The sequence below is a fragment of the Faecalibacterium sp. BIOML-A1 genome, from assembly GCF_009679715.1.
Taxonomy (GTDB): domain Bacteria; phylum Bacillota; class Clostridia; order Oscillospirales; family Ruminococcaceae; genus Faecalibacterium; species Faecalibacterium taiwanense.
Genome location: NZ_WKZJ01000001.1, coordinates 211,287 through 235,154, shown reverse-complemented (window position 1 = coordinate 235,154; position 23,868 = coordinate 211,287). Strand labels below are relative to the sequence as shown.

Here is a 23,868-nt window from a genome sequence, read left to right as displayed (position 1 = left end):
TCAGGGGTCGAAAACAGCGCGGCAAGCCCTTTTGCAGGCAAACCGCGCTGAAATGCGTTTTTAACGCTTAGTATTCTGCACCCAGTGCTACCTTCATCATATCGGTAAAGCTCTTCTGGCGCTGTTCTGCCGTGGTGATTTCCGGCGAAACAAAGCTGTCGGAAATGGTCAGCAGGCAGGCAGCGTTCTTGCCCAGCACCTGTGCATTGGCAAACAGGGCAAAGCTCTCCATCTCCACGCACAGGCAGCCGCGCTCGTCGCGCAGCTTTTCCCAGTAGGTGGGCTTTGCATCGGAGGGCTGACGGTAGAACACATCCGAAGAGTGGATGTTTCCCTCGATGAGGGGGATGCCCTGCTTTGCGGCAGAAGCGCGCAGCTTGTCGTTCAGGCTCTGGCTGGGCAGCGTGATGTCCCCTTCAAAGCCGCTCTGCACACGGGCATAGTTGCTTTCACTCACAGCACCGGCGGCCAGCACCACGTCAAACAGCTTGGCCTTGTCGGTATAGCTGCCGGCAGAGCCAATGCGGACGATGTTCTCTACATCGTAGAACTTGAACAGCTCATAGGAATAAATGCCGATGGACGGCATGCCCATGCCGCTGCCCATCACGCTGATGGGACGGCCCTCGTAAGTGCCGGTAAAGCCTAGCATGCCGCGCACGCCGGTCACCTGACGCACATCCTTGAGGAAGGTGTCCGCAATGAATTTTGCACGCAGAGGATCGCCCGGCATCAGGACGGTCTTTGCAAAATCGCCTTTTTCAGCACTGATGTGAGGGGTAGACATAAGATCATCTCTCCTTTTCTGTTACATAATACAGCAGATGGGCCTTCTCCGGAGAAAAAGCCCTCTGCAAACTTACCTTTACCTATACTTTCTGCGGTTGAACACATTCTGCGGCGCGATGTAGCTGCCGTTGCGGCGGATCTCAAAGTGGCAGTGGTTGCCGCTGGAGCGTCCGGTGCTGCCCACATAGCCGATCAGCTGGCCCTGCTTGACCGTCTGACCAGAGTGCACCGCCAGCGACAGACAGTGCGCATACACCGTGGTGTAGCCGCTGCCGTGGCTGATGATGATGGAGTAGCCATAACCCGTACCGGCACCGGCCTTGTTGTAGCCGGCCTTGGTCACGGTGCCGCCCGCCGATGCGTAGATGGGCGTACCGGCAGCCGCACAGATATCCACACCCTTGTGGTTGCCGCCGTACCAGCGTGAGCAGTAGCGATAGCCGGGCACCGGCCAGATGAACTGACCGCTGCCGGTGATGTAGCTGGTGCTGCTGGTCACCTTTTTGGTGCCCTTCACGATCTTTTCCGTGACAGGCTCCTGCACCACTTCCGTGCTCAGGATCTTCTGGGAAAGCTGGATGCCATCGGTGTTATAAACACGCTGCGCCGTGATCTGACGCAGGCCGTTCACACCGTTCTGCACCGTTTTCTTGGTACCCACCGTGTACTCGTTGGAGGTGGTGGTCTCGGTGGTATAGGGGATCTCCTCCTGCCAGGTCTCCACCTTGGTGATGCGCACTTCCAGCGTAGCTTCCTGCTTGGTCACGATCAGCTCATCACCGGCCTGAATGTTAGATTTCTCGTTCAGGGGCGCGCCCTTGAAATTGGTATTCAGTTCGCACAGCTCACGGAAGGTGAGGTCATTTTTCTGGGCGATGCTCCATAGCGTGTCGCCTGCGCCCACTGTGTAGATCTTTTCCTGCTGCTGCACACCGGAAAGTTCCTTTTCCACATCCGCTTCGTCCTGAAAGCTGTCGTTGAAGTAGATGCCGTTTTCCAGCGTGACTTCCTTGTTGAAGCCCACGGTCACGTTGGAGTTCTCAGGGTCCTCATAGGGTTCCAGCAGGCTGCTCAGGTAGCTCTGCAGGCTGACACCATCGCTGCACACTGCGGTCAGCTCGCCATCCAGATACAGGGCCGTGCCCTCGCTGATCTCGTCGCTGGCGCTCTTCAGGATCGCGTCCGCCATCTCGTTTTCATCCATGGTCTTGTGGGCCACGGTAACGGTGTAGGTAGGCTCCACGGTCCACTTTGCATGGTCGGTGTCTGCGTAGTTGATACGCTCCTGCACCGCCTCGCGGGCCGAGTTGAACACATCCTCATTGGCCACATAGCCGACGGTCTGACCGTTCACCTGCACCTCCAGCGCATAAGGCTGGCGGACGGTATGGTTGAACACGGTCACCATAACGGCCAGTGCGCACACCGGCAGCACATACATGGCCATGCGCGGCAGTGTTTTCAGGTTGCGGCGCACGCCGCTGGCCAGATAATGTACGCTGGCTTTGCAGGCTGCGGCAAAGCCTTTTTCTTTCCGCACCCGTTGGGCGTGCACCAGCAGCGAACCGCAGCCCCGGAAGAACAGCCAGATCGGGCCGAACAGGTCCCGGAACATCTGCGCTGCCCCCGGGAACGCCATTGCCGCAGCATTTGCCAGCAGTGTCGTAAATGCCTGCCACAGCCACAGCCAGCCGCTGCGCAGGCCGCGCCCAACGCGGACGAATCCATACTCTGTAGAATAGCCCAGTGCATACAGCGTCTCCCCGATGACTGGCACGGCAGAATTCTGGGCAAGCTTTCTGCCAAAATCATTCACATGATTCTGGGTTTTACGGCGCAGCCGGTGCCGGTGCAAAAGCCCCATGCATTGCAGCTGTGCCCAAAGGGAGCGCAGCCTCTGGCCGCGTTTCGGTTTTACCGGTGAAGCGGGCTGCTGCTCCTTTGTCTTGTCTTCGATCAAAAGGTTTTTCTCCTTCCTTGCCGCCAATGCACACACGGTGCCGGGATAAGACGGCGGCGGTCTTGGGCGCACATGCCCTTTCCAGCAGGCTCATGCACACAACATTCTTATTTTATTATACACCCTGCCGTCTTTGAAACAAGCATTGTCACAAAATTTGGGCGGTTCTTTCACTTACTTTTCACCAAAAAGCTGTTTCATATCCTTCGGCAGCGGGCTTTCCGCCGCAGTAGTCTTCCAGTTATTTCCATTTGCCGGGCATTCCACCCGGATTCCGCCCTCCACCGGGGTGTACACCGGCACCCGGAAGCTCTGCCTTGCACAGTGCAGCGCCTGCCGCCCAATGCGCTCCCGGCTCCCGCCGTAAAGGTCATCCCCAGCCAGCGGGTGGCCGATGGACGCAAAATGCACCCGGATCTGATGGGTGCGGCCCGTTACCGGCACACAGGCTGCAAGGCTCAGGCCGTTTTCTGCTTCTAATATGGTATACTCGGTGCGGCTTGGCTTGCCGTCCGGGGTCACGCAGCGGCCAATGATGCTCTCCGCCTGGCGGCCAATGGGCGCGTCGATCACGCCCGGACCCAGCGGCAGCTCTCCCTCCACAACGGCATAGTAGAGTTTTTCCACATTCCGGGCCAGCAGCGGCGCAGCATAGGCGTGCTTTGCAGCCAGAACAAGGCCGCTGGTGTCCTTATCGATGCGGTTCACCGGGCGGAACACCGGGCTGATGCCCTGCTGCGCAGCCCATGCCGCATACCCGTTGGCAAGGGTATCGTAGGGGTAGTTCAGGGTGGGGTGCACGGCCAGATGCGGCGGCTTTTCCAGCACCACTGCAAAGGCATCCTCATAGACCACGTTTACCGGGATCTCCGGCTGCGGGGCCACGCCTTCCCCTTCCGGCGGCAGCTCAAAGCTGACCGTCTGCCCCGGGTACACCCTGCGGTTGGCAAGGACAGGATCTCCATCCGAAAAAAAGCCGCTGCCCCGGAACTTGACTGCACGGGCAAGGTCGGTAGAAACGGCACACTGGCGCAGAAAATTGCGCAGAAGCACTCCGTTTTGGGTCTGCGGCGTATCGGGCACCGTAAAAAACAGCCGCATATGCACCCACCTCCTGCGCAAAAAAACATAAAAATATATAAGATATTATATCAAAAAAGGCTTCTACTTGCAAATCCTGCTTTTTTATGGTATCATGAGGAGCGGAAAACGAGTGGAACATACGGCGGCGGGGCGGCTTTGACCGCTCTGAGGAAAGTCCGGGCCTCACAGAGCACGGTAACTGCTAACGGCAGCCGAGGGTGACCTTAGGGAAAGTGCAACAGAAAACAAACCGCCGCAGCAATGCGGTAAGGATGAAACGGCGAGGTAAGAGCTCACCAGCGCATGGGTGACCATGCGGCTTTGTAAACCCTACCGGAAGCAACGCCTATATGGGACGTACAGCGCTGCTCGCGTGTCCCGAAGGCGGCACGAACCTGTCAGCAATGGCAGGTCTAGACAGATCGTCGTTTAATACAGAACCCGGCTTACGGTCTATCTCGTTTTCCATTTTTCAGTCTTTGATTCCCGCACATTTTTGTGTGGGATTTTTTATTTTTTGTCTTGCCCGCTTTCTCCGTCGGGCAGTGCGAGATGGAGAGAGCGCGGCTGTTTTGTTTTTGTCATTGTTCTTTTACTTCCCGTTTGGGTCTGTTTGTGGTATACTATGTGCACTGCAGGAAATTGCAGTCAACTAAGAAAGACAGGATGTGAAATCCTCCGATGAAAGATGGTTTTTTGAAAGCAGCCGCCCTTTCTCCCGCACTGCGGGTGGCCGACTGCGCCTATAATGTCCGGCAGATCACGGATGCTTTGCACAAAGCCGCAGCCCGCGGCGTAAAGCTGGCCGTGTTCCCCGAGTTCTGCCTGACCGGCTATACCTGCGGCGACCTGTTTCTGCAGCGCACGCTGCAGACCGGTGCACTGGATGCCCTGAGCACCCTGCTTGATGAAACAAAAGCACTGGACGTTGTCACGCTGGTGGGCCTTCCGCTGCTGGTGCACGGCAAGCTGTACAACTGCGCCGCCGTGCTATGCCATGGCCGCATTCTGGGTTTTGTGCCCAAGACCTATTTGCCCAACTACGGCGAGTTCTACGAAAAGCGCCAGTTCACCCCGGGCAGCACCGAGGTGGAGCTGGTGGAGGTGTGTGGTCAGCAGGTGCCCTTTGGCACCTCCCTGCTGTTCCGCTGCCGCCAGATGCCCAGCTTTGTGCTGGGTGTGGAGATCTGCGAGGATCTGTGGAGCGCCCTGCCGCCCTCCACCTTCCACGCGCTGGCCGGTGCGACCGTGATCACAAATCTTTCCGCCAGCGATGAGACCGTCGGCAAGGCCGAGTACCGCCGGGCACTGGTGTCCAACCAGTCTGCCCGCCTGCTGTGCGGCTACCTGTATGCTTCCGCCGGGCACGGTGAGAGCACGCAGGACATGGTGTTCGCCGGCCACGACCTGATCGCCGAGAACGGCACCATCCTCTCTGAGAACGCTCCCTTTGACGGCGGCTGTGCCGAGACCGAGATCGACTGCCAGCGCATGGAAGCCGAACGTGCCCGCAACACCAGTTTTGAGCTGAGCGGCGAGGGCTACCAGACCGTGGAGTTCGATCTGGAACCGGCAGAGACCACGCTGACCCGCTGGATCGATCCCGCGCCCTTTGTGCCCGGCGACCCCAAGCGCCGCGCCGAACGCTGTGAGCTGATTCTGAAAATGCAGGCCGACGGCCTTGCAAAGCGGCTGGAACACGCCCACGCAAAGACCGCCGTTATCGGCATTTCCGGCGGCTTGGACAGCTGTCTTGCGCTGCTGGTGGCCGTGCGTGCCATGAAGCAGCTGGGCCGCCCCGCCCGGGATGTGCTGGCTGTGACCATGCCCTGCTTTGGCACCACGAAGCGCACCCGCAGCAATGCAGAGATCCTGTGCGATGAGCTGCAGGTCTCCTTTAAAGAGATCGATATTGCCAACACCGTGCACAGCCATTTTGCAGACATCGGTCAGGACGAGAGCGTGCTGGATGTCACCTTTGAAAACGGTCAGGCCCGCGTGCGCACGCTGGAGCTGATGGACACCGCCAACCGCACCGGAGGCCTTGTAGTGGGCACCGGCGACCTTTCGGAGCTGGCGCTGGGCTGGGCCACCTACAACGGCGACCACATGAGCATGTACGGTGTGAACGCCGGTGTGCCCAAAACGCTGGTGCGCCACCTTGTGCGCTACGAAGCCGACATTGCCGCCACCGATGCTCTGCGCACGGTACTGCTGGATATTCTGGATACGCCCGTCTCCCCGGAGCTGCTGCCTGCCAAGGACGGCGAGATCGCGCAGAAGACCGAGGACCTTGTGGGACCCTACGAGCTGCACGATTTCTACCTGTATCAGGTGCTGCGCTTCGGCTTTGGCCCGGCCAAGATCTTCCGGCTGGCAAAGACTGCATTCACAGGCCGGCCGGAGTACCCGGACAACGTGCTGTACAAGTGGCTGCGCAACTTCTACTGGCGGTTCTTTGCCCAACAGTTCAAGCGCAGCTGCCTGCCCGACGGCCCCAAGGTGGGCAGCGTGACCCTTTCGCCCCGCGGCGACTGGCGGATGCCCAGCGATGCCTGTGCCGCACTGTGGCTGGCCGAGCTGGAACAATTGCAGATCAAGGATTAACGCATGAAAAACAAAAAGCTGCTTACCAATCTTCTGTTTGCCGTGGTCATTCTGGCCATTGCCGCTGTGCTGCTGGTGGTGCGCCGCGTGCACGCTTCCGGCTCCGGGCTACGGGCCGAGCTGATCTACGGCGACAACAACACCACCATGAACCTGCCGCTGGACGTGGATGAGACCTATGATGTGGACACCGGTTACTATACCGTCCACATTCAGATCAAGGACGGTGCAGCCCGGTTCGTGGATTCGCCCTGCCCGGATCACATCTGTGAAGGCTTTGGCTGGCTTTCCAACGAAGATCAGACCGCCACCTGCCTTCCGGCCCGTGCAGTGCTGACCATTGTACCTGTTTCCTGACAAAAAGGAGTGGTTTTGAATGATGGATGAAAACGATCGTTCCCACGAAGATTACCGTTCTCTGCGGCACATCAGCCGCAAGGAAGGCTCTGAGGATACTGCGCCCATCGAGGTAGACAGCTCGGCGTTTTTTTCCGAGCTGCCGCCGGAACAGCCCAGCACACCGCCTCCGGCCCAGCCTCCCCAGAAGCCGCCGCGCAGCGGCCACAACACACCCGTACCGCCCAAGGCCCATCCGCCCGTGGATGGAGCCGTGGCAGTACCTTCCAAGTGGGGGAAAATTTTGCTGATCTTACAAGGTATTTTAAGCATTCTGGCACTGGTGCAGCTGTGGCGCACCCAGATGCTGCCGGTGCTGTATCTGGTCATTCTGGCCGCGCTGCTGGCGCTTTTGTGGCTGCTGGTAAAGCGCTGTCAGGAGTACAATGTTCCCGGCAAGGTGGCCCGGGTATTCTCGGTGTTCCTGTGCGCCGCCATGGCGCTGGGCTGCTTCTGGGCCCAGCAGGGCCTTTCTGCCCTGGGCAGCATGACCTCTGGCCTGCTCACCGGTGCCGAGGCCAACAAGATCACCAAGGAGCCGTTTGTGATCTACCTCAGCGGCGTGGACACCCGCGGCGAGCTGACCGAAAATGCCCGCAGCGACGTGAATATCCTTGCTGCCGTGAACCCTGTCACCAAGAGGGTGGCCCTGATCAACACCCCGCGCGACTACTACGTAGACCTTGCCGGCACTGACAGCAAGGATAAACTGACTCACGCCGGTCTGTACGGCGTGGAAACCAGCATGGCCACACTGGGCAATCTGTACGGCGTCAATGTGGACCATTACATCCGCATCAACTTTGCGGGCTTCATCAGCATCATCGATGCGCTGGGCGGCGTGGATGTCTACTCCGATCAGGCGTTCACCTCGGTGGGCAGCCCCGGCTACTATGACCCCACCACCTTTGTGGAGGGCTGGAACCATCTGGACGGCAAGGCCGCTCTGGCCTTTGCCCGTGAGCGTCACGCCTTTGCATCCGGCGATATCCAGCGCGGCATCAACCAGATGAAGGTGATCGATGCCATGCTGAACAAGATCAAGTCCCCTGCCCTGCTGATGGGCTTTTCCAAGATCATGGATGCCGCAGCCGACTGCTTTGTAACCAGCTTTTCACAGGATCAGATCAGTGCGCTGGTACGGATGCAGCTGAGTGACTTTGCCGAGTGGGATATTGAAAGCTATACCGTCACCGGCACAAGCTCCAGCAGTACCAAGTGCTACTCTGCCAAGGGACAGAAGCTCTACGTCATGAAACCGGATGATGCTTCTGTGAGCAAGGCTAGGGAAATGATCGCGTCCGTGCTGGGCGGTGAGGGCACCGTTGCCGACACCACCCAGAAGCCGGAAAAGACCGAGGTGTTCACCCCCACCACCGACCCGAACGCCGCTGTTTCGGAGGTGCCTGCGGAGAGCGTTCCCGAGGAAGTGCCCGCCGACAGCCTGCCGGAAGAGACCGTCCCGGCTGACCAGCCTGCAGAGCAGCCTGCCGACACCCAGCCGCAGGAGCCGGAAGCTCCCGCCGAGGGCGAGACCGGCAGCGGTGATACGGCCGGAGAAGCACCGTCCATCTCCCTGCCCACACAGGAAGAGGTGGAACAGGCTGCATCGTCCATCTACAATGCGGCTTCCTCCATCTGGGGTGCCATTCAGGATGCTGCTTCGCAGCAGAACGACGCGGCCTGACGATTTAAAATGTCCTCCGCGCAAGCTCCGGACTCTATCGCGGAAATATTATTTTATTTGCAAAACAGGAAACAACTGCGGTCGTTTCCTGTTTTGCTTTTTCACCAGAAAGTCCGTGCCGATAAGCTGCATAAAAATGCCGCCTGCATCTTGAACCAATGCAGGCGGCTTTCTCATTCTATAAAATCATTATGCCTTGATCTCGTTCCAGACGCTCTTGCCGTCCAGAGAGGAAGCATCCACATCAAGATACTCGCAGATGGTCTGGGCGATGGTGCCAAAGCACAGACGGGTGCCAAGGTCAACGCCAGGCTTCACGCCCTTGCCGCAGATCAGGTACGGCACATACTCGCGGGTGTGGTCGGTGGTCTTGGTATAGGACGGGTCGCAGCCATGGTCAGCGGTGACCATGAGGAGATCGCCCTCCCGCATTCCGGGGATGAAGTCGGCCACGAACTTGTCAAACTCGGTGGCAGCGGCGGCATAGCCTGCTACATCGCGGCGGTGGCCGTAGAGCATATCGAAGTCCACCAGATTCACAAAGGCAAGGCCCTCAAAGTCGCGGGTCTGCAGGGCCTTGGTAAAGGCGATGCCATTGGTGTTGCCAGTGGTCTTGATCTTCTCGGTCACACCCTCACCGTCGAAGATGTCAAAGATCTTACCCACAGCGATCACATCCCTGCCAGCATCTTTCAGCAGATCCAGCATGGTAGCGCGGGGCGGCTTGAGGCTCAGGTCGTGGCGATTGGTGGTGCGGTAGAAGGTATCCGCAGTGTGGCCCAGGAAGGGGCGTGCGATCACGCGGCCCACGCCGTACTCGCCCTTGAGCATCTCGCGGGCGATCTCGCAGTAGCGGTACAGCTCATGCACCGGCACCAGCTCTTCGTTGGCGGCCACCTGAAATACGCTGTCGGCACTGGTGTAAACGATAAGGGCGTTTTCTTTCATGGCCTGCTCGCCGTAATCCTTCAGCACCTGCGTGCCGGAGTAAGGCTTGTTGCACAGCACCTTGTGGCCGGTCTTTTCCTCAAACTCGTGGATCAGCTCATCCGGGAAGCCGTTCGGGAAGGTGGGCAGCGGCTTGGGGCTTACCACACCGGCGATTTCCCAGTGACCAATGGTGGTATCCTTGCCCATGCTCTGCTCCTGCAGGCGGGCAAAGGAGCCGATGGGCGCTGCGGTCTTTTCGCCTGCGGTCACGCCATCAATGTTGAACATGCCCATCTTTTGCAGGTTGGGGCAGTTGAAGTTGGGGTGTTTTGCAATGGCACCCAGGGTGTTGGTGCCCTCATCGCCAAACGCTGCGGCATCCGGCTCTGCGCCAATGCCAAAGCTGTCGAGGACGATCAGAAAAACACGCTTTTCCATATCGTTTTTTCTCCATTTCTTCCGGGGACCTGCCCCGGATAAGTGATACTATCTTTACTTATCATTATAAGCAAATCCTGTGCCGGATGCAAGCGTTTTTGCTGTGCTGCAAATATCCGTCATTTTCACCAAAATGTTCGTCATTTCGTTCACAATCCGGCGAAGCGTTTTGGCGTTTTTATTCGTTGCTGCGTTATTTCATGGTAAAGACATTTTAGCCGCCAAAAAAATTGCAGCGCAGCTTGAATTTTTTCTTGCCCTATTGTATCCAAGCGGATATAATAGTAAATGGAAAAAGTTTTGAACAGCAGAACTTTTCTGCTTTTGTACCACAGCATGGGATTTTTCCCGTTGGTCGCGTGCAGCTGCCTGTATGACAGCGGACAGCCTGCCGCAAAATAGAGAATGTGAAGTTGTAGTTGGAGGTAGTAAAAGTATATGAGAAAAACAAAGATCATCTGCACTCTGGGCCCGTCCACCGATCAGGAAGGCGTTCTGCGCGAGCTGGTCGCCAACGGCATGAATGTTGCCCGTTTTAATTTTTCCCACGGCTCTCACGAAGAGCATCTGGGCCGCTTTGAAAAGCTGAAAGCCATTCGTGAAGAGCTGGGCAAGCCGGTCGCCGCCCTGCTGGACACCAAAGGCCCCGAGATCCGCCTGAAGGACTTCAAGAACGGCACTGAAATGCTGGAAGCCGGCCAGACCTTCACCCTGACCACCCGCGAGGTGGAAGGCACCAAGGAGATCTGCTCCATCACCTATAAGGACCTGCCGCAGGATGTGCAGCCCGGCGGCACCATCATGCTGGACGACGGCCTGATCAAGCTGCAGATCATCACCGTGAACGATACGGACATCGTCTGCAAGGTGCTGAACAACGGCAAGATCAAGAACAAGAAGGGTGTCAATGTGCCCGGCGTGCATCTGTCCATGCCGTATATGAGCCAGCGCGACCGCGACGATATCATCTTTGGCGCACAGCAGGGCTTTGACTTCATCGCTGCTTCCTTCGTGCGCACCGCACAGGATGTGTACGATATCCGCAACCTGCTCAACGAGTATGATTCCGATATCCGCATCATCGCCAAGATCGAGAACCGTGAGGGCGTGAACAACATCGACAGCATTCTGGCTGCAGCCGATGCTGTCATGGTGGCCCGCGGCGATCTGGGCGTTGAGATTGACTTTACCGAGCTGCCCGGCATTCAGAAGAATATCATCGAGCGCTCCTTCTCCTTTGGCAAGCCCATCGTCACCGCTACCCAGATGCTGGACAGCATGATCGTGAACCCCCGCCCCACCCGCGCCGAGATCTCCGACGTGGCAAATGCCATCTACGACGGCACCTCTGCCATCATGCTTTCCGGCGAGACTGCTGCCGGTGCTTATCCGGTGGATGCTCTCAAGACCATGTCTGCCATTGCTGAGCGCACCGAGCAGGAGAACCACGCCCGCTTTGTTCCCCTCGCCGAGAACACCGGCAAGATCAGCGTGAGCGATGCAACTGCACACGCTGCCTGCCTGACCGCCAAGGACGTGAACGCTGCCGCCATCGTCACCGTGTCCGAGTCCGGCAACACCGCCCGTCTGCTGAGCAAGTACCGCCCGGAACAGCCCATCATCGCCTGCGTGATGAAGGAGCAGGTGCAGCGTCAGCTGGCCCTGAGCTGGGGCATCACCCCGCTGATGATGCCTCTGGCACACAGCACCGATGAGCTGATCGAGATGTCCACCTCTCTGGCCAAGGAGAACGGCTACCTGCACAACGGTGAGCTGGCCGTTGTGACCGCAGGCGTGCCTGTGGGTGTGTCCGGCACCACCAACATGATCAAGATCCACATGGTAGGCAACTGTCTGGCTACCGGTGTGGGCGTTGGCCGCGAGAATGCCGACGTGACCAGCGCCACCGGCAAGGCCTGCGTCTGCCGCACGCTGGAAGAGGTGCGTGCAAAGTTCAAGCCCGGCATGGTTCTGGTGGTGCCCTCCACCAGCAACGAAATGCTGAGTTACGTGCGTGATGCCGCCGCTCTGGTGGTGGAAGAGCCGGGCCTGAACAGCCATGCCGCCATTGCCGGCAAGGCCCTGCTCAAGCCTACCGTTGTGGGTGCCGCCGGTGCTACCAGCCACATCCGTGACGGCCTGATGATCGCTGTAGACTGCGCTCACGGCAGCGTGCAGCGCCTGCAGGCATAAGCCAAAGGAGAAAAACTCATGGAACGCATTGCAAGCTTCTGTGTTGACCATACCAAACTGGACCGCGGCATGTATCTGAGCCGTCAGGACGGCGATGTTCTCACATGGGACATCCGCATGAAAAGGCCCAATCACGGCGATTACCTGTCCACCGGTGCCGCCCATACGCTGGAGCATCTGTTTGCCACCTATGCACGTAACAGCGCCTTTCAGGACAGCGTGATCTACGTTGGCCCCATGGGCTGCCGCACCGGCTTCTATCTGCTCACCCGCGGCCTGACTCCCGCCGAGGCACTGGAGCTGACGGTGGAATCCTTCCGCTTCATGGCTGGCTTTGAGGGCGCTGTGCCCGGTGCCAGCGAAGTGGAGTGCGGCAACTACCGCGATATGGATCTGCCCGCCGCCAAGGCCGAGGCTGCTGCCATGCTGCCGGTGCTGGAAGCACTGACCGGCGACGAGCTGCATTACTAAGCTATCTTCACCCTTCAAATTCATCATCATAAAAAAGCGCTCTCCCAACGGAAACCCGGTGGGAGAGCGCTTTCGTTTTAGTTGTTCTTGATCGCATCCAGTGCCTGCCGTGCAGCACGGATGTTTTCTTCACCCGTCTGCCATACCTCAAACTCTGAAAAGCCCGGCAGCCCCATGGGCACACCCTCGCGGCGGAAGGTCATGCGGCTTTGCAGCACCTGCTTGCCAGAAAGGTGGAACGCATGTGCCCCGGTCTGTGCGGCCAGTGCCGGGATGTTTTGTGCCGTGACACCGGCACCTACCAGAATTTCCACGCTGTCCCCTGCCCGCTCCACCAGTCGGCCGAGAAGCTCCGCTCCCTCTGGGGCACTCGCCGCCTGACCGCTGGTGAGGATGGTACAAAGGCCCATGCTCCGGACCGTTTCCAGTGCCGCAAAGGGGTCGGCGCTGACGTCAAAGGCACGGTGCAGGGTACACGCCACCGGACGGCCTGCCTTTTCCGCTGCCCTGCGCGCCGCCGCATAAATGGGCCGCATGGCCTCCGCATCCAGCTGCCCTTCCGGGGTCAGCACACCGGTCACGATACCATCCGCCCCGGCCCCCACCAGCTCTGCGGCCAGCTGTTCCATCTGGGCAAGCTCGTAGCTGTCGTAACAGAAATCTCCGAACCGGGGCCGCAGCAGAGCACGCACCGGCAGGCCGGTCTCCGCCTTGACCTGACGCACCAGCGCAAGGCTGGGCGTTGTACCGCCCACGATCAGGTCGGCACACAGTTCCAGCCTGCTGGCACCGCCGCGCTTTGCTGCCAGTGCACTGGCAGTGCTGTCCACACATACTTCCAGAACGGAACGCATTTCAATTCCTCCCTTTTTGCCGGGCTTTGAACCCGGCATTCTGGTTTATTCTACCACGTTTTTCCGTTTTATAAAACCCTGTGGCAGCAAAAAAGCTGCGGCCCGGGTCTTATCCCTGCCGCAGCCTTTGTTATTTTTGTTCAGATCAGGCCAAGCGCCTTGAACTCCTTTGCAATGCCGTCCTCATATACCGAGGGCGCAATGCGGTCACAGCGCTTTTTCAGTGTTTCAGAGCCATTGGCCATACACACGCTGATGCCTGCCACATCGGTCATCTGCAGATCGTTATCGCTGTCACCAAAGCCGATGGTATCCGCCAGCGTGCAGCCCAGATGATCACAGATGGCCTTGATTCCGGTGCCCTTATTAAATTTGCGGTTGATGAGCTCACCATTCACAAAGCCATCGGTCAGGCGGTCCAGTTTGCTTTCGCAGAACACGAACTGGTCGGCATAGAGCTGCTTTGCCTCGGCAAGGTCGCTCTCGTGGTCGGCAATGAACACGATCTTATACAGCGGTTCCCCTTTGTAATCGGAAAGCGGCAGGATGGACATGCCCTCTTCCATGGCTTTGCGCCAGCGCTCCGCTTCGCTGTTCAGCAGTGCATCGTTCTTTTTGTGGATAAATTTCCACCTCTCAGCCATCTTGCTTCCGCCAAAGGTGGCATCCCGGGCTTCCAGCGTGCACTCCACGCCATTGCGCTCCAGCGCCGCGCGCACGCCTTCAGCCTGCTGCGGCTCCATGGGGATATCCACCAGAGTCTTGCCATCGCACAGCACATAGCCGCCGGCGCTGCACACTGCGCCCGCAAAGCAGTCGTGCCGCAGCAGCGGTTCGGTCATGCGGTGGTTGCGGCCGGTGCACAAAAACAGCTTGTGTCCGTTTGCTCTGGCGCGATCCAGTGCAGCCAGAGTGCTTTCCGGGATGAGCATATCACCCGGCGGCAGCAGCGTGCCGTCAATATCCAGAAAAATCAGCTTACGACCCATACTTTTATCCTTTATCATCAAAGGGAGCCTCGCTCCACGATCTGATAGCCCAGCGTCACCTGACGCACAGGCCCGCTGCTCCCATTTTCTTCCAGCATCTGCAGCAGGATCCGGGCAGCCTCCTGCCCCACCTGCTTCTGGTAAAAGCGCACCGTTGCCAGCCCCGGTTCCATCATGCTGCCAGCCCAGCTGTCGCCAACGCCTGCAAGACCCACATCCTGCCCCACATGCCGTCCTGCTTCCCGCAGGGCACGCATGGCACCAAAGGCCACCGTGTCAGTCACGCAGACCACACCGTCCAGATCCGGGCAGCGCACCAGCAGTTCCTGCATACAGCGCTGGCCCTCCTCCATGGTAAAGGCGTTGCAGCAGATGCGGGGCATCTGTTCGCCGTTCAGTCCGGCAGCGTTCAGCGCATCCTGCACGCCCTCACGGCGCTGCACGCCGGTGGCATCGTCCCGCTCTGTACCGCCAATATAAACGATCCTTCTGCGGCCATGGTCCAGCATCCGCTGGGCAAGTTCCCGGGCTGCAGTGCGGTCGTCGTTGTACACGCAGGCCACATCCTGAAAACGCTGGCCTGTTACCACCACCGGCACACGGCAGTTTTTCAGCGCCTGCGCCAGCTGAGGAGTATAATAGCTGCCCAGCAGGATGATGCCCGCCACGTGGTTGCGCTGCATGGCAGTCAGATAGCCCAATTCCCGCTGGGCGTCCAGCTCGGTGTTTCCCAGCAGCATCAGATAGCTCTTTGCATCCAGCTCACTGGCAATGCCTGCCGTGATCTGCCCCACCGACTGGGAACCGATGCTGGGAGCAATCACCCCCACCTGATTCACTTTTCCGGTGCGCAGAGTCTGGGCGGCGGTATCCGGGCGGTAGCCGGTCTTTTCCACTACCTCGTGGATGACAGCCCTCTTCTGTTCGCTCAGGGGGCCTCCGTTCAGGTAGCGGCTGACCGCCGCACTGGATACACCCGCCATTTTTGCAATATCACTGATGGTCATTTGCAGTACTTCTCTCTTTTGGGATGCATTGTTATGTGTAAACGTTTTCATGCTTATTATAAACCGCTTTCACCCATCCCGCAAGATGCGCTTTTCCCGGTTTATTCCGAACGCATTTTTGTTTTTCTGGCAACTGTGTACAAAAGACGGCTTTTTTCTGAGAAGCAGGGCATTGCAGGCGGTCAGGCTGCGCCCATGCTCCATGCACGCACGGCAAGCCCCAGCAGCAGGACCACCAGCAGAACGATGAACACGGTTTTATTGCCAGTTCTTCTCTGTTTCTTTTTGCGGCCTGCCGTGCTCCGGCTTTTGGCCGAGCTGCTGCGCGCTGTGGTGCTTCTGCTGCCGGAGGAACGGCTGCCGGCCGTTTTACGGCTCTGGGTGCTGCGGTTCTGGCCCTGCTTTGTGCTCTGGCGGGCTGGCTCGTGCGCAGCCGTTTTTTCTTCCGGCGCACGGCTGGATGCGATTGGCTCCTTTGCGCCGCAGCGTGCCAGATAATTTTCTGCATCGCGGTAATAGCGGGCAAGTTCATTTTCGCGGAAAGCCGTGCCCACATAGCCATTTTCCAAGCTCTCCACCGCCTCATTGAACAGGATCGCCGCCTGAGCGGCATCGGTGTGATCGGTGGCGTGGGCGGCTTCGTTGCGGGCGGTGCGCACAGCATTGCAGGCGCGGCGGGCCGCACCCGGATTGCTGGTATTGCCCAGCAGGTCCAGCGGTTTGGCGGCATCCTTTTCCGGGTCCAGCAGAACCCGCATACAAATGGTGGTATCCAGCTGCTGCCAGCTGTTTTTGCCGGAAAGATCCGGCATACGGTCGTAGTAGTCCGGGCTTTCCTGCTGGCGCTGTGCAACGTGATCCAGCAATGCACCCAAGCTGTGCGCACCGGGTTTGTGCTCCCAGTGCCAGCGCAGCAGGCGGCGGCTGATCTCATCGCAGGCAGTCTTGATCTCAAAGGCAGCCTGTAAGGCTTCTTCCGGCATAATGGTTCTCCCTTCTTCTGGCATACAAAAAAGCGGAGAAGGCATACCGCCCTCTCCGCTGCTGTTTGTGTTACAGCACGAACTGGTAATACACGAAGCCGCACAGTGCCACTGCTGCACAGACAATGGCAGTGATGGGCGGCACCCAGCGGATCAGCGCTTCGGCCACGCTGTCGCGCTCGTCCTCGTATTCTTCCTCGTCGTCATAGGCAGGCTCCGGCTGCTGAGATATCGGCTGTGCACGGCGGGCTGCAGCAGGCATCACACGGGTGCCTTCGTCCGCAGCTGCATGAGATGCCCTGCCCGGGAACTGTGCCCGCATTCCGGCATCCATCACACGGGTCTGCTCTGCAGCAGGTTCTTCCGGCTGTGGTTCTGCTTCACGGCACGGTGCACCCATGATCCGGGTCGGCTCCTCCTGCACGGGCGCTGCGCCCATAATGCGGGTAGGCTCTTCAGCCTGCGGGGCAAGAGGCGTTTCCAGTTCCGGCTCGGTCTGGGCAGGCTGTTCCGGCTGCAGCAGGGTGTTCAGCGCGTTCTGCAGCAGGATGCGGTCGCAGCCGCACTCCGAGCAGTACACGGTATCCTCCTCCTTCGGGTGGAAGGCACCGCAGGCGCAGTACCAGCCATTTTCAAACACCTGCGGCTGATACTTCAGCTCCGGGCGGTTCATGCGGGTCTCCAGCGCCTTTTCCAGCTCAGCAGACAGGCGCTTGGGGGCAGGCAGGCGCACGCGCTTGATGCCGTCCAGATGCACCACCCGCTTGCCGTTGTACACGTTGCACAGCGAAACATCCACGCTGGTGATGGCCTTTGCGGTAACGAACACCGCATCGTCCATGCCAAACAGTTCGCCAGGCTTTACTTCCAAGTCACGGTACTCGAACCGGTCCTCGCACAGGATCACGCCGTCCACGCCCTTGCACTTGAAGTGGATCTCCAGCGCGGTCAGGGTCACCTTGGAAATATTCTTGAAGGTCAGGCAGACCGCGTGCTCCCCGCTGACATCACCCTTGAGCAGCTCCACGCAGACGAACTGCACCGGGCTGCCGGGGGTGTAATAGTTTGCGCGGGTCCGTGCGACCGGGTTAAAATTTTCCTCCACGACACTCGCTCCTTTCCATTTGGATCAAATCAGTTCTGCGGGTCCTGTGCATCCGGCGTTTCCGGTGCAGGAGAAGCCGGCATCTGCTCTGCCGTTTCGGCCTGCTCCGCAGGCTCAGCGGTCTCTGCAGATTCAGCAGTTTCGGCCCGCTGAGCAGTCTCTGCAGGGGCAGCCTGCACGGTCTGAGCAGGCTGTTCCGGCTTCGGCTCATCGCCTTCACGCGGGGGCAGTGTGCCGCCCGCCATAATGGTGTTGAACTCCTGCTCGTTGAGCTTCTCGCGTTCCATCAGGGCCTGTGCCAGCGCGTGCAGCTGATCGATGTGCTCGGTCAGGGTGCGGCGGCAGGTCTCGTAGGCTTCATCGATGATATCCCGCATCTCGCCGTCGATCTCAGCAGCGGTGGTCTCGCTGTAGCCCTTGCCCTGACCCAGATCGCGGCCCAGGAAGGTTTCCTCCTGCGAGGTACCGTACACCACAGGGCCAAGCCGCTCCGAGAAGCCGTACTTGGTGATCATCTGGCGGGCAATGTTGGTGGCCTGCTGCAGATCATTGGAAGCACCGGTGGAGATATCCTCCAGGATCAGCTGTTCGGCCACGCGGCCGCCCAGACTGGAAACGATATCCTCGAACATTTCGCCCTTTGTCACGTAGCTGCGGTCTTTCTCGGGCAGGTACATGGTGTAGCCGCCAGCCTGACCACGCGGGATAATGGTGATCTCGTGCACACGGGGATGATGCTTGCAGTAGAAGCCCGCCACAGCGTGGCCTGCCTCGTGGTAAGCAGTCAGCTTCTTTTCCTCCGGGGTCACAACGCGGCTCTTCTTCTCCGGGCCAGCCATCACCTTCATGGAAGCTTCCTCGATATCCTCCATGGTAATGGCCTTGCGGTTGCGGCGTGCAGCCAGCAGAGCCGCTTCGTTGACAAGGTTCTCAAGGTCTGCGCCCGCAAAGCCTGCGGTGCGCTGTGCAATGACCCTGAGAGAGACATCCGGGGCCAGCGGCTTCTTTTTGGTGTGGACCTTGAGGATCTCCTCACGGCCCTTGACATCCGGCAGGCCCACATAGACCTGACGATCAAAGCGGCCTGGCCGCAGCAGGGCCTTATCCAGAATGTCGGCACGGTTGGTGGCCGCCATGACGATGATGCCGTCGTTGGCCTCAAAGCCGTCCATTTCCACCAGCAGCTGGTTCAGGGTCTGCTCGCGTTCATCGTGGCCGCCGCCCAAACCGGCACCGCGCTGACGGCCCACAGCATCGATCTCATCAATGAAGATGATGCAGGGCATGGACTTCTTTGCCTTATCGAACAGGTCACGCACGCGGGATGCACCCACGCCGACGTACATTTCCACAAAGTCAGAGCCGGAAATGGAATAGAAGGGCACACCGGCCTCGCCTGCGCAGGCGCGGGCCAGCAGGGTCTTGCCGGTGCCCGGAGGGCCTACCAGCAGCACGCCGTGGGGAATGCGTGCGCCCAGAGTGTTGAACTTCTCCGGGCTTTTCAGGAACTCCACGACCTCTTTCAGCTCTTCCTTTTCCTCGTCCTCACCGGCAACATCGGCAAAGGTGGCTGTCTTTTGGTTCTCGTGCTCGTCCTTCACCTTGGCTTTGCCAACGTTCATGATCCCGCCGCCGCCAGCGCCGCCGCGCATCATGGAGAACAGCAAGAAGCCGGTGCAGCCCAGCATTGCCAGATAGAACAGGATCTCCATCCATGGGATGTTTTCCTTGACAGGGGTATAATCGTACACCATGGGAGCATCCGGGTTTGCGGCATCGTAGGCGGCAATGTAGTCGCCTACATACTTGACGAACATGGATGCATAGGGCAGCTTGTAGCGCACAGTCACAGTGCCGTCGCTGTTCTTCTGCGCAGCAGTATCCTCATCCGAGGAGGACAGCATACCGCTCAGCAGTCCGCCGGTGGCCTGCGTGGTGCTCTGGGACGTGGTATCGGGCAGGGGCAGGTTGTTCTTGCCGCCTTCCTTGAGGTTCATGGTGATGACGCCGGTGTTCAGGTCCAGCGAGAACTGCGTGACCTGCAGGCTTTCAAAATAATGCACCACCGTGGAATATTCCATGGAAGAGCTGCTGGCAGAGCCGGTGCCGCCCAGCACCGACCAGACCATCAGCACCGCCGCCAGCGCCAGAGCAAGGATCAGCGGATTGAAACGGGGTCTTTTGGATTGCAAAAAAATCAACTCCAGTTCTTGGATGAATTATAGTGTGAGAAATCACTTCTCGTAGACTTCAGGCTTGAGCACACCCACATAAGGCAGGTTGCGGTACTTTTCATCGTAGTCCAGACCGTAGCCCACCACGAACTCGTCCGGCACCTGGAAGCCCTCGTAGTCAGGCTGGATATCGGCCTTGCGGCGGCTGGGCTTGTCCAGAATGGTGCAGATCTTTACCGAGTTGGGGTTGCGCATCTTGAGCATGGGCACAAGGTTCGAGAGGGTGACGCCGGTATCCAGAATATCCTCCACGATCAGCACATCCTTGCCGGACAGATCACCGTCCAGATCCTTGATGATCTTTACAAGGCCGCTGGTAACAGTGTTGCTGCCACCGTAGCTGGACACCACCATAAAATCGATGCTGCAGGGAATGCTCACCGCACGCATCAGGTCGGCCATAAACACCACCGAGCCCTTGAGGATGGACACCAGAACAAGGTTCTTGCCCTCGTAATCCTTGCTGATCTGGGCACCCAGCTCAGCAACCTTTGCCTTTAACTCTTCTTCACTGACCAGAACAGTCTTGATATCATCATGCATACTCATGTTATTTCCTCCCTATGTTCCATTTCCATCTGCAGCACCTGCGCAGTGTCTGCATCCGGGGCAAGGCCCTCGGCAAAGCCTGCACCGCAGACCCACAGTACTTCGCTGCCCGCCGCCAGCAGCGGCAGCTGATCGCGCTGGCTGGCCGGGATGCCCGTTTCGTTCATCCACTTGCGCAGCCGGTTGTGTACACTTCGCCCCGCCGGGCGGTAGACATCTCCCGGCTGGCGAGTGCGCAGGACAAGACCAGCATACAACGTAGTTATTCTAGCATAATCCGCCTGATTTTTTAAGTCTTTTTTATGAACGACTTGTATTTTTTCTTCAAAATCAGCCGTAAAAAGCCCTGCAGTCACCTTCCAGCCGCCCGCAAGGCAGTATTCTGCCTGTTTTTCCGGCTGAAAGGGCTGGCTTTCCGGCCGTTTGTCTTCCTGCTGCCGGGACCGTTCCGGCACAATCTCCTGCCAGAAGCATCCGTCTCCGGCACAAAAGCGCACCCGGTCAGTCAGCTGTACCGCACCGCTGCCGCGCCGCACAAGGCCGCACAGCAGCTGCACATATTTTTCCTCTGCGTCACGCACGGGAGCCGTCAGCGAGTGCATGGCTGCTTCCAAAATAAGCGCATCCGCAGCGGAAAGCGGGCCCAGCCGCCACACCGTACAGGCTTCCGGGCTTTTGATGGCAGCCTGTGCCGCATCCAGACGTGCAGCAGAAAGCAGCTCTTCGGCCTTCCGGGCAAAATAGGCATCCGCGCGGGCTGCCTTCTCGCAGAAGCGGGCAAGGTTTTCCGCCGCTGCGCCGTTGGTGCTTTGCAGCGCAGGCAGCGCCGCACGGCGCACCCGGTTGCGGGCATAGGCATCGGTCGCGTTCGTCTCATCTGTGACCCATGCCTGCCCGGCTGCACGGCAGAAGCTTTCGGTATCCTGCCGGGTAAGAGCCAGCAATGGCCGCAGGTAGCACCCGCGCTTTGGCCGGATGCCTGCCGCACCGTGCAGCCCCGTGCCCCGGGCCAGCCGCAGCAGCAGGGTCTCAGCCTGATCATTTGCAGTATGGGCCGTTGCAACGACATCTATCCCCTCCCCGCACAAACGCGCAAAGCAGGCATAGCGCAGGCGGCGCGCCCAGTCCTCCCCGGCATGTTCCGACGGCAGGCCCACTTCGTCGGCCATCTCTGCAGCATGGAACACCCGCAGCGGCACACCCAGCCGGGCGCATTCCGCCCGCACAAAGGCTTCGTCCCGGTCAGCGCTCTCACCGCGCAGGCCGTGGTTCACATGGCAGGCCGAAAGCACAAACCCGAATTCCGGCTGCAGGGCCAGCAGGATGCGCAGCAGTGCCATGCTGTCCGCCCCGCCGGACACTGCTGCAGCCAAGTGCAGCGGCTCACCCGGACAAAGCAGCTTTTCTCGCAGAACAAACATGCGCACATGCGCCAGAATTTTTTCATTGTTCATCAGCGTTTAAAGTCCACATCCATAAAGCGGGTGTGGGCACCATCCCAGCCCAGCGGCACCGTGCTGGTCTCGCCGTGACGGTTCTTCGCCACGATGCACTCTGCCGTATCAGCATCCACCTCAGCGCCGTCCGGGTTCTGGCTGGCATAGTAGGAATCGCGGTACAGGAACAGAACGCAGTCGGCATCCTGCTCGATAGAACCAGAATCGCGCAGGTCGGAAAGCTGGGGCCGGTGGCTGGAATTGTTGCCCTGCTTTTCCACCGCACGGGACAGCTGAGAAAGTGCGATGATGGGCACATTCATTTCCTTTGCCATGATCTTGAGGTTTCGGGTGATGGAGCTGATCTCCTGCACGCGGTTTTCGCTGCGCTGGCCGGTGGTCATCAGCTGCAGATAGTCGATGACGATGAGGCCCACATTCGGGCGGGTGGGGTCCTGATTCACCCGGCGGATCTTCGCCTTCATCTCGGTGATGGTGATGCCGGAGGTATCGTCCATATAGATGGGTGCATCGTGCAGCTTTTCGGTGGCAAGGGCCAGATATTCCCAGTCCTCGGCGCGCAGGGCACCGGTGCGGAATGCCTGACTGTCGATGCCGGCCTCAGCAGAAAGGATGCGGTTCGTGAGCTGTTCCTTGGTCATTTCCAAGCTGAAAATGGCCACCGGCACCTTCTGCTGCATGGCCACGCGGGTGGCGATGTTCAGCGCAAAGCTGGTCTTGCCCATACCGGGGCGGGCCGCAAGGATGATGAGGTCGCCGCGGCCAAGGCCGGTGAGCACCGTATCCAGCAGGCGGAAGCCTGTGGGGATGCCCTTGTATTTGTCCGCATCCGGGCCGCTGATCTTCTGCAGGTTGGTCAGGGTCTCCACCATGCTGGAGGAAAGCGGTGTCAGTGCGCTGGAATCGCGGCCGGAGCGGATCTCATAAATGCGCTGCTCCGCGTTTTCCAGCAGCAGGTCGGCATCCGGCTCATCTCCGGCATCCTGCAGGATGTCCTTTGCAACGCCCATCAGCTGGCGCACCAGATACTTTTCCTGCACGATCTGGGCATAGGCCTTCACGTTGGAAATGCTGGGCACCGTCTCGGCAAGGCCGGTCAGGTACACCTTTGCTTCGTCGGCACTGGGGAACACACCGTCCGAGATAACAGCGTCCAGCAACGTCACAAAGTCGATGGTCTGGTCGGCGGTGAACAGGCGCAGCATTTCGGAGTAGATCTGCGCGTTCTGCCGGGTGTAGAACATCTCCGGCCGGATGATCTCCACCAAGTCGGTGAGCGTTTCCGGTTTGAGCAGCACCGCACCCAGCACGCTCTGCTCTGCCTGCATGTTGTAGGGCAGGTTGATGCCCACGCTTTCCAGATTCAGTTCATTGGAATAATGTCGTTCGTTCGGCATGGTAGTTTATCCTTTTGCATCATTTCGCTGAAAAGCCAAAAAGCGCCCCCTGCTGTGAGGGGGCGCAGATGGCAGAAAAATCAGACCTGTTCCACTTCCACCATGATCTTGAAAGAAGCGACCACACCAACGTGCAGACGGACCTTGCCGTTGAACACACCGGCATCCTTGATGTCCTTGGTCTCCAGCTCGATCTTCTTCTTATCGATGGGTGCGCCTGCCAGCTGAGCCAACGCATCGGCAACTTCCTTGCCGGTGACTTTGCCGTGCAGACGACCGGATGCACCGCCCTTGGCCTTGATGGTCACGGTCTTGCCCTCGATCTTTGCGGCCAGATCCTTGGCAGCAGCTACGGTCTCAGCCTCGTGGAAATCGGCAGCAGCTTCCTTGCTGCGGGCAACGTTCACAGCGCTGGCATCTGCCACAGCGGCCAGCTTGCGCGGGAACAGATAGTTGCGGGCGTAGCCGTCGGAGACCTCGTGGATCTCGTCCTTCTTGCCAATGCCCTTGATATCCTGCTTGAGAATCACTTTCATGATGTTATCCCTCACTTCTCACCGGAAAACCGGTGCAGTTGTTGTGTTTATAGTATAGCGCATTTGTCGCTTTTGGGCAAGAGGAAGCACGCATTGCAGCATTTTCCTCAGGTGAACTCCCCCAGTCTGCTTCGCAGACAGCCCCCTCTGAGATGGGGCCTTTGGCAAAACTGAAAGCTTGTCCTTTTCGCCAGAGACTCCTT

The 23,868-nt window shown here is 59.0% G+C and carries 19 protein-coding genes and 1 other RNA gene; 6 read left to right on the top strand and 14 right to left on the bottom strand.

Annotated elements, in window-relative coordinates; translation table 11 throughout:
* Positions 1 to 67 precede the first annotated feature (67 nt).
* From deoD to GKG36_RS01205, 3 genes are all read right to left on the bottom strand, one after another.
* Positions 68 to 787, bottom strand: a complete 720-nt coding sequence (gene deoD / locus GKG36_RS01215; RefSeq protein ID WP_118528007.1) for a purine-nucleoside phosphorylase — start codon at positions 785 to 787, stop codon at positions 68 to 70.
* Positions 788 to 865: 78 nt separating this feature from the next.
* Entirely contained in the window at positions 866 to 2,749 is a 1,884-nt protein-coding gene (locus tag GKG36_RS01210) for a M23 family metallopeptidase (protein WP_243138990.1), read from the bottom strand.
* A 174-nt stretch (positions 2,750 to 2,923) separates the two neighbouring features.
* Positions 2,924 to 3,850, bottom strand: coding sequence for an RluA family pseudouridine synthase (locus GKG36_RS01205; RefSeq protein WP_154258679.1), 927 nt, complete (start codon positions 3,848 to 3,850; stop codon positions 2,924 to 2,926).
* Between the two features lie 109 nt (positions 3,851 to 3,959).
* Here GKG36_RS01205 and rnpB point away from each other — a divergent pair.
* The 4 genes from rnpB (at position 3,960) to GKG36_RS01185 (ending at position 8,522) form a co-directional block, all read left to right on the top strand.
* Positions 3,960 to 4,297: RNase P RNA component class A (gene rnpB, locus GKG36_RS01200), an RNA gene on the top strand.
* Between the two features lie 216 nt (positions 4,298 to 4,513).
* Positions 4,514 to 6,439, top strand: coding sequence for an NAD(+) synthase (locus GKG36_RS01195; RefSeq protein WP_154258677.1), 1,926 nt, complete (start codon positions 4,514 to 4,516; stop codon positions 6,437 to 6,439).
* A gap of 3 nt (positions 6,440 to 6,442) precedes the next feature.
* On the top strand, positions 6,443 to 6,796 hold the full coding sequence (locus GKG36_RS01190; protein WP_005940047.1) for a NusG domain II-containing protein: 354 nt from the start codon (positions 6,443 to 6,445) through the stop codon (positions 6,794 to 6,796).
* Positions 6,797 to 6,815: 19 nt separating this feature from the next.
* Positions 6,816 to 8,522, top strand: a complete 1,707-nt coding sequence (locus GKG36_RS01185; protein ID WP_154258675.1) for an LCP family protein — start codon at positions 6,816 to 6,818, stop codon at positions 8,520 to 8,522.
* A gap of 189 nt (positions 8,523 to 8,711) precedes the next feature.
* Here GKG36_RS01185 and GKG36_RS01180 read toward each other — a convergent pair whose 3' ends face one another.
* Positions 8,712 to 9,890, bottom strand: coding sequence for a phosphopentomutase (locus tag GKG36_RS01180; RefSeq protein WP_097774800.1), 1,179 nt, complete (start codon positions 9,888 to 9,890; stop codon positions 8,712 to 8,714).
* 438 nt (positions 9,891 to 10,328) lie between these two features.
* Here GKG36_RS01180 and pyk point away from each other — a divergent pair, with 438 nt between their 5' ends.
* Entirely contained in the window at positions 10,329 to 12,083 is a 1,755-nt protein-coding gene (gene pyk, locus GKG36_RS01175; protein WP_154258673.1) for a pyruvate kinase, read from the top strand.
* A gap of 18 nt (positions 12,084 to 12,101) precedes the next feature.
* The gene (locus GKG36_RS01170; protein WP_005940027.1) at positions 12,102 to 12,554 is read left to right on the top strand and encodes an S-ribosylhomocysteine lyase; all 453 of its coding nucleotides are present in this window, start codon (positions 12,102 to 12,104) and stop codon (positions 12,552 to 12,554) included.
* A 77-nt stretch (positions 12,555 to 12,631) separates the two neighbouring features.
* Here GKG36_RS01170 and GKG36_RS01165 read toward each other — a convergent pair whose 3' ends face one another.
* The 10 genes from GKG36_RS01165 to rplI form a co-directional block, all read right to left on the bottom strand.
* Positions 12,632 to 13,408, bottom strand: a complete 777-nt coding sequence (locus GKG36_RS01165) for a copper homeostasis protein CutC (RefSeq protein ID WP_154258671.1) — start codon at positions 13,406 to 13,408, stop codon at positions 12,632 to 12,634.
* Positions 13,409 to 13,548: 140 nt separating this feature from the next.
* Positions 13,549 to 14,397 carry an HAD family hydrolase gene (locus GKG36_RS01160; protein WP_154258669.1) on the bottom strand — a complete coding sequence of 283 codons (849 nt, stop codon included), beginning with the start codon at positions 14,395 to 14,397 and terminating at the stop codon, positions 13,549 to 13,551.
* Between the two features lie 17 nt (positions 14,398 to 14,414).
* Complete coding sequence (locus GKG36_RS01155) at positions 14,415 to 15,404, bottom strand: LacI family DNA-binding transcriptional regulator (RefSeq protein WP_154258667.1); 990 nt, start codon at positions 15,402 to 15,404, stop codon at positions 14,415 to 14,417.
* 182 nt (positions 15,405 to 15,586) lie between these two features.
* Entirely contained in the window at positions 15,587 to 16,387 is an 801-nt protein-coding gene (locus GKG36_RS01150; RefSeq protein ID WP_173012853.1) for a hypothetical protein, read from the bottom strand.
* A 70-nt stretch (positions 16,388 to 16,457) separates the two neighbouring features.
* On the bottom strand, positions 16,458 to 17,492 hold the full coding sequence (locus tag GKG36_RS01145; RefSeq protein WP_097774794.1) for a hypothetical protein: 1,035 nt from the start codon (positions 17,490 to 17,492) through the stop codon (positions 16,458 to 16,460).
* Positions 17,493 to 17,521: 29 nt separating this feature from the next.
* Complete coding sequence (ftsH, locus tag GKG36_RS01140) at positions 17,522 to 19,693, bottom strand: ATP-dependent zinc metalloprotease FtsH (RefSeq protein WP_154258665.1); 2,172 nt, start codon at positions 19,691 to 19,693, stop codon at positions 17,522 to 17,524.
* A 33-nt stretch (positions 19,694 to 19,726) separates the two neighbouring features.
* Positions 19,727 to 20,275: a hypoxanthine phosphoribosyltransferase gene (hpt, locus tag GKG36_RS01135; RefSeq protein ID WP_005940003.1), complete on the bottom strand. Its 549-nt coding sequence runs from the start codon at positions 20,273 to 20,275 to the stop codon at positions 19,727 to 19,729.
* Positions 20,272 to 21,729, bottom strand: coding sequence for a tRNA lysidine(34) synthetase TilS (gene tilS, locus GKG36_RS01130; protein WP_154258663.1), 1,458 nt, complete (start codon positions 21,727 to 21,729; stop codon positions 20,272 to 20,274). The genes hpt and tilS overlap by 4 nt, the downstream gene beginning before the upstream one ends.
* A complete protein-coding gene (gene dnaB, locus GKG36_RS01125; RefSeq protein WP_005939997.1) occupies positions 21,729 to 23,129 on the bottom strand; it encodes a replicative DNA helicase in 1,401 nt (466 codons plus the stop codon). Before dnaB ends, tilS begins: the two co-directional genes overlap by 1 nt.
* An 80-nt stretch (positions 23,130 to 23,209) precedes the next feature.
* The gene (gene rplI / locus GKG36_RS01120) at positions 23,210 to 23,665 is read right to left on the bottom strand and encodes a 50S ribosomal protein L9 (protein WP_154258661.1); all 456 of its coding nucleotides are present in this window, start codon (positions 23,663 to 23,665) and stop codon (positions 23,210 to 23,212) included.
* Positions 23,666 to 23,868: the final 203 nt, after the last annotated feature.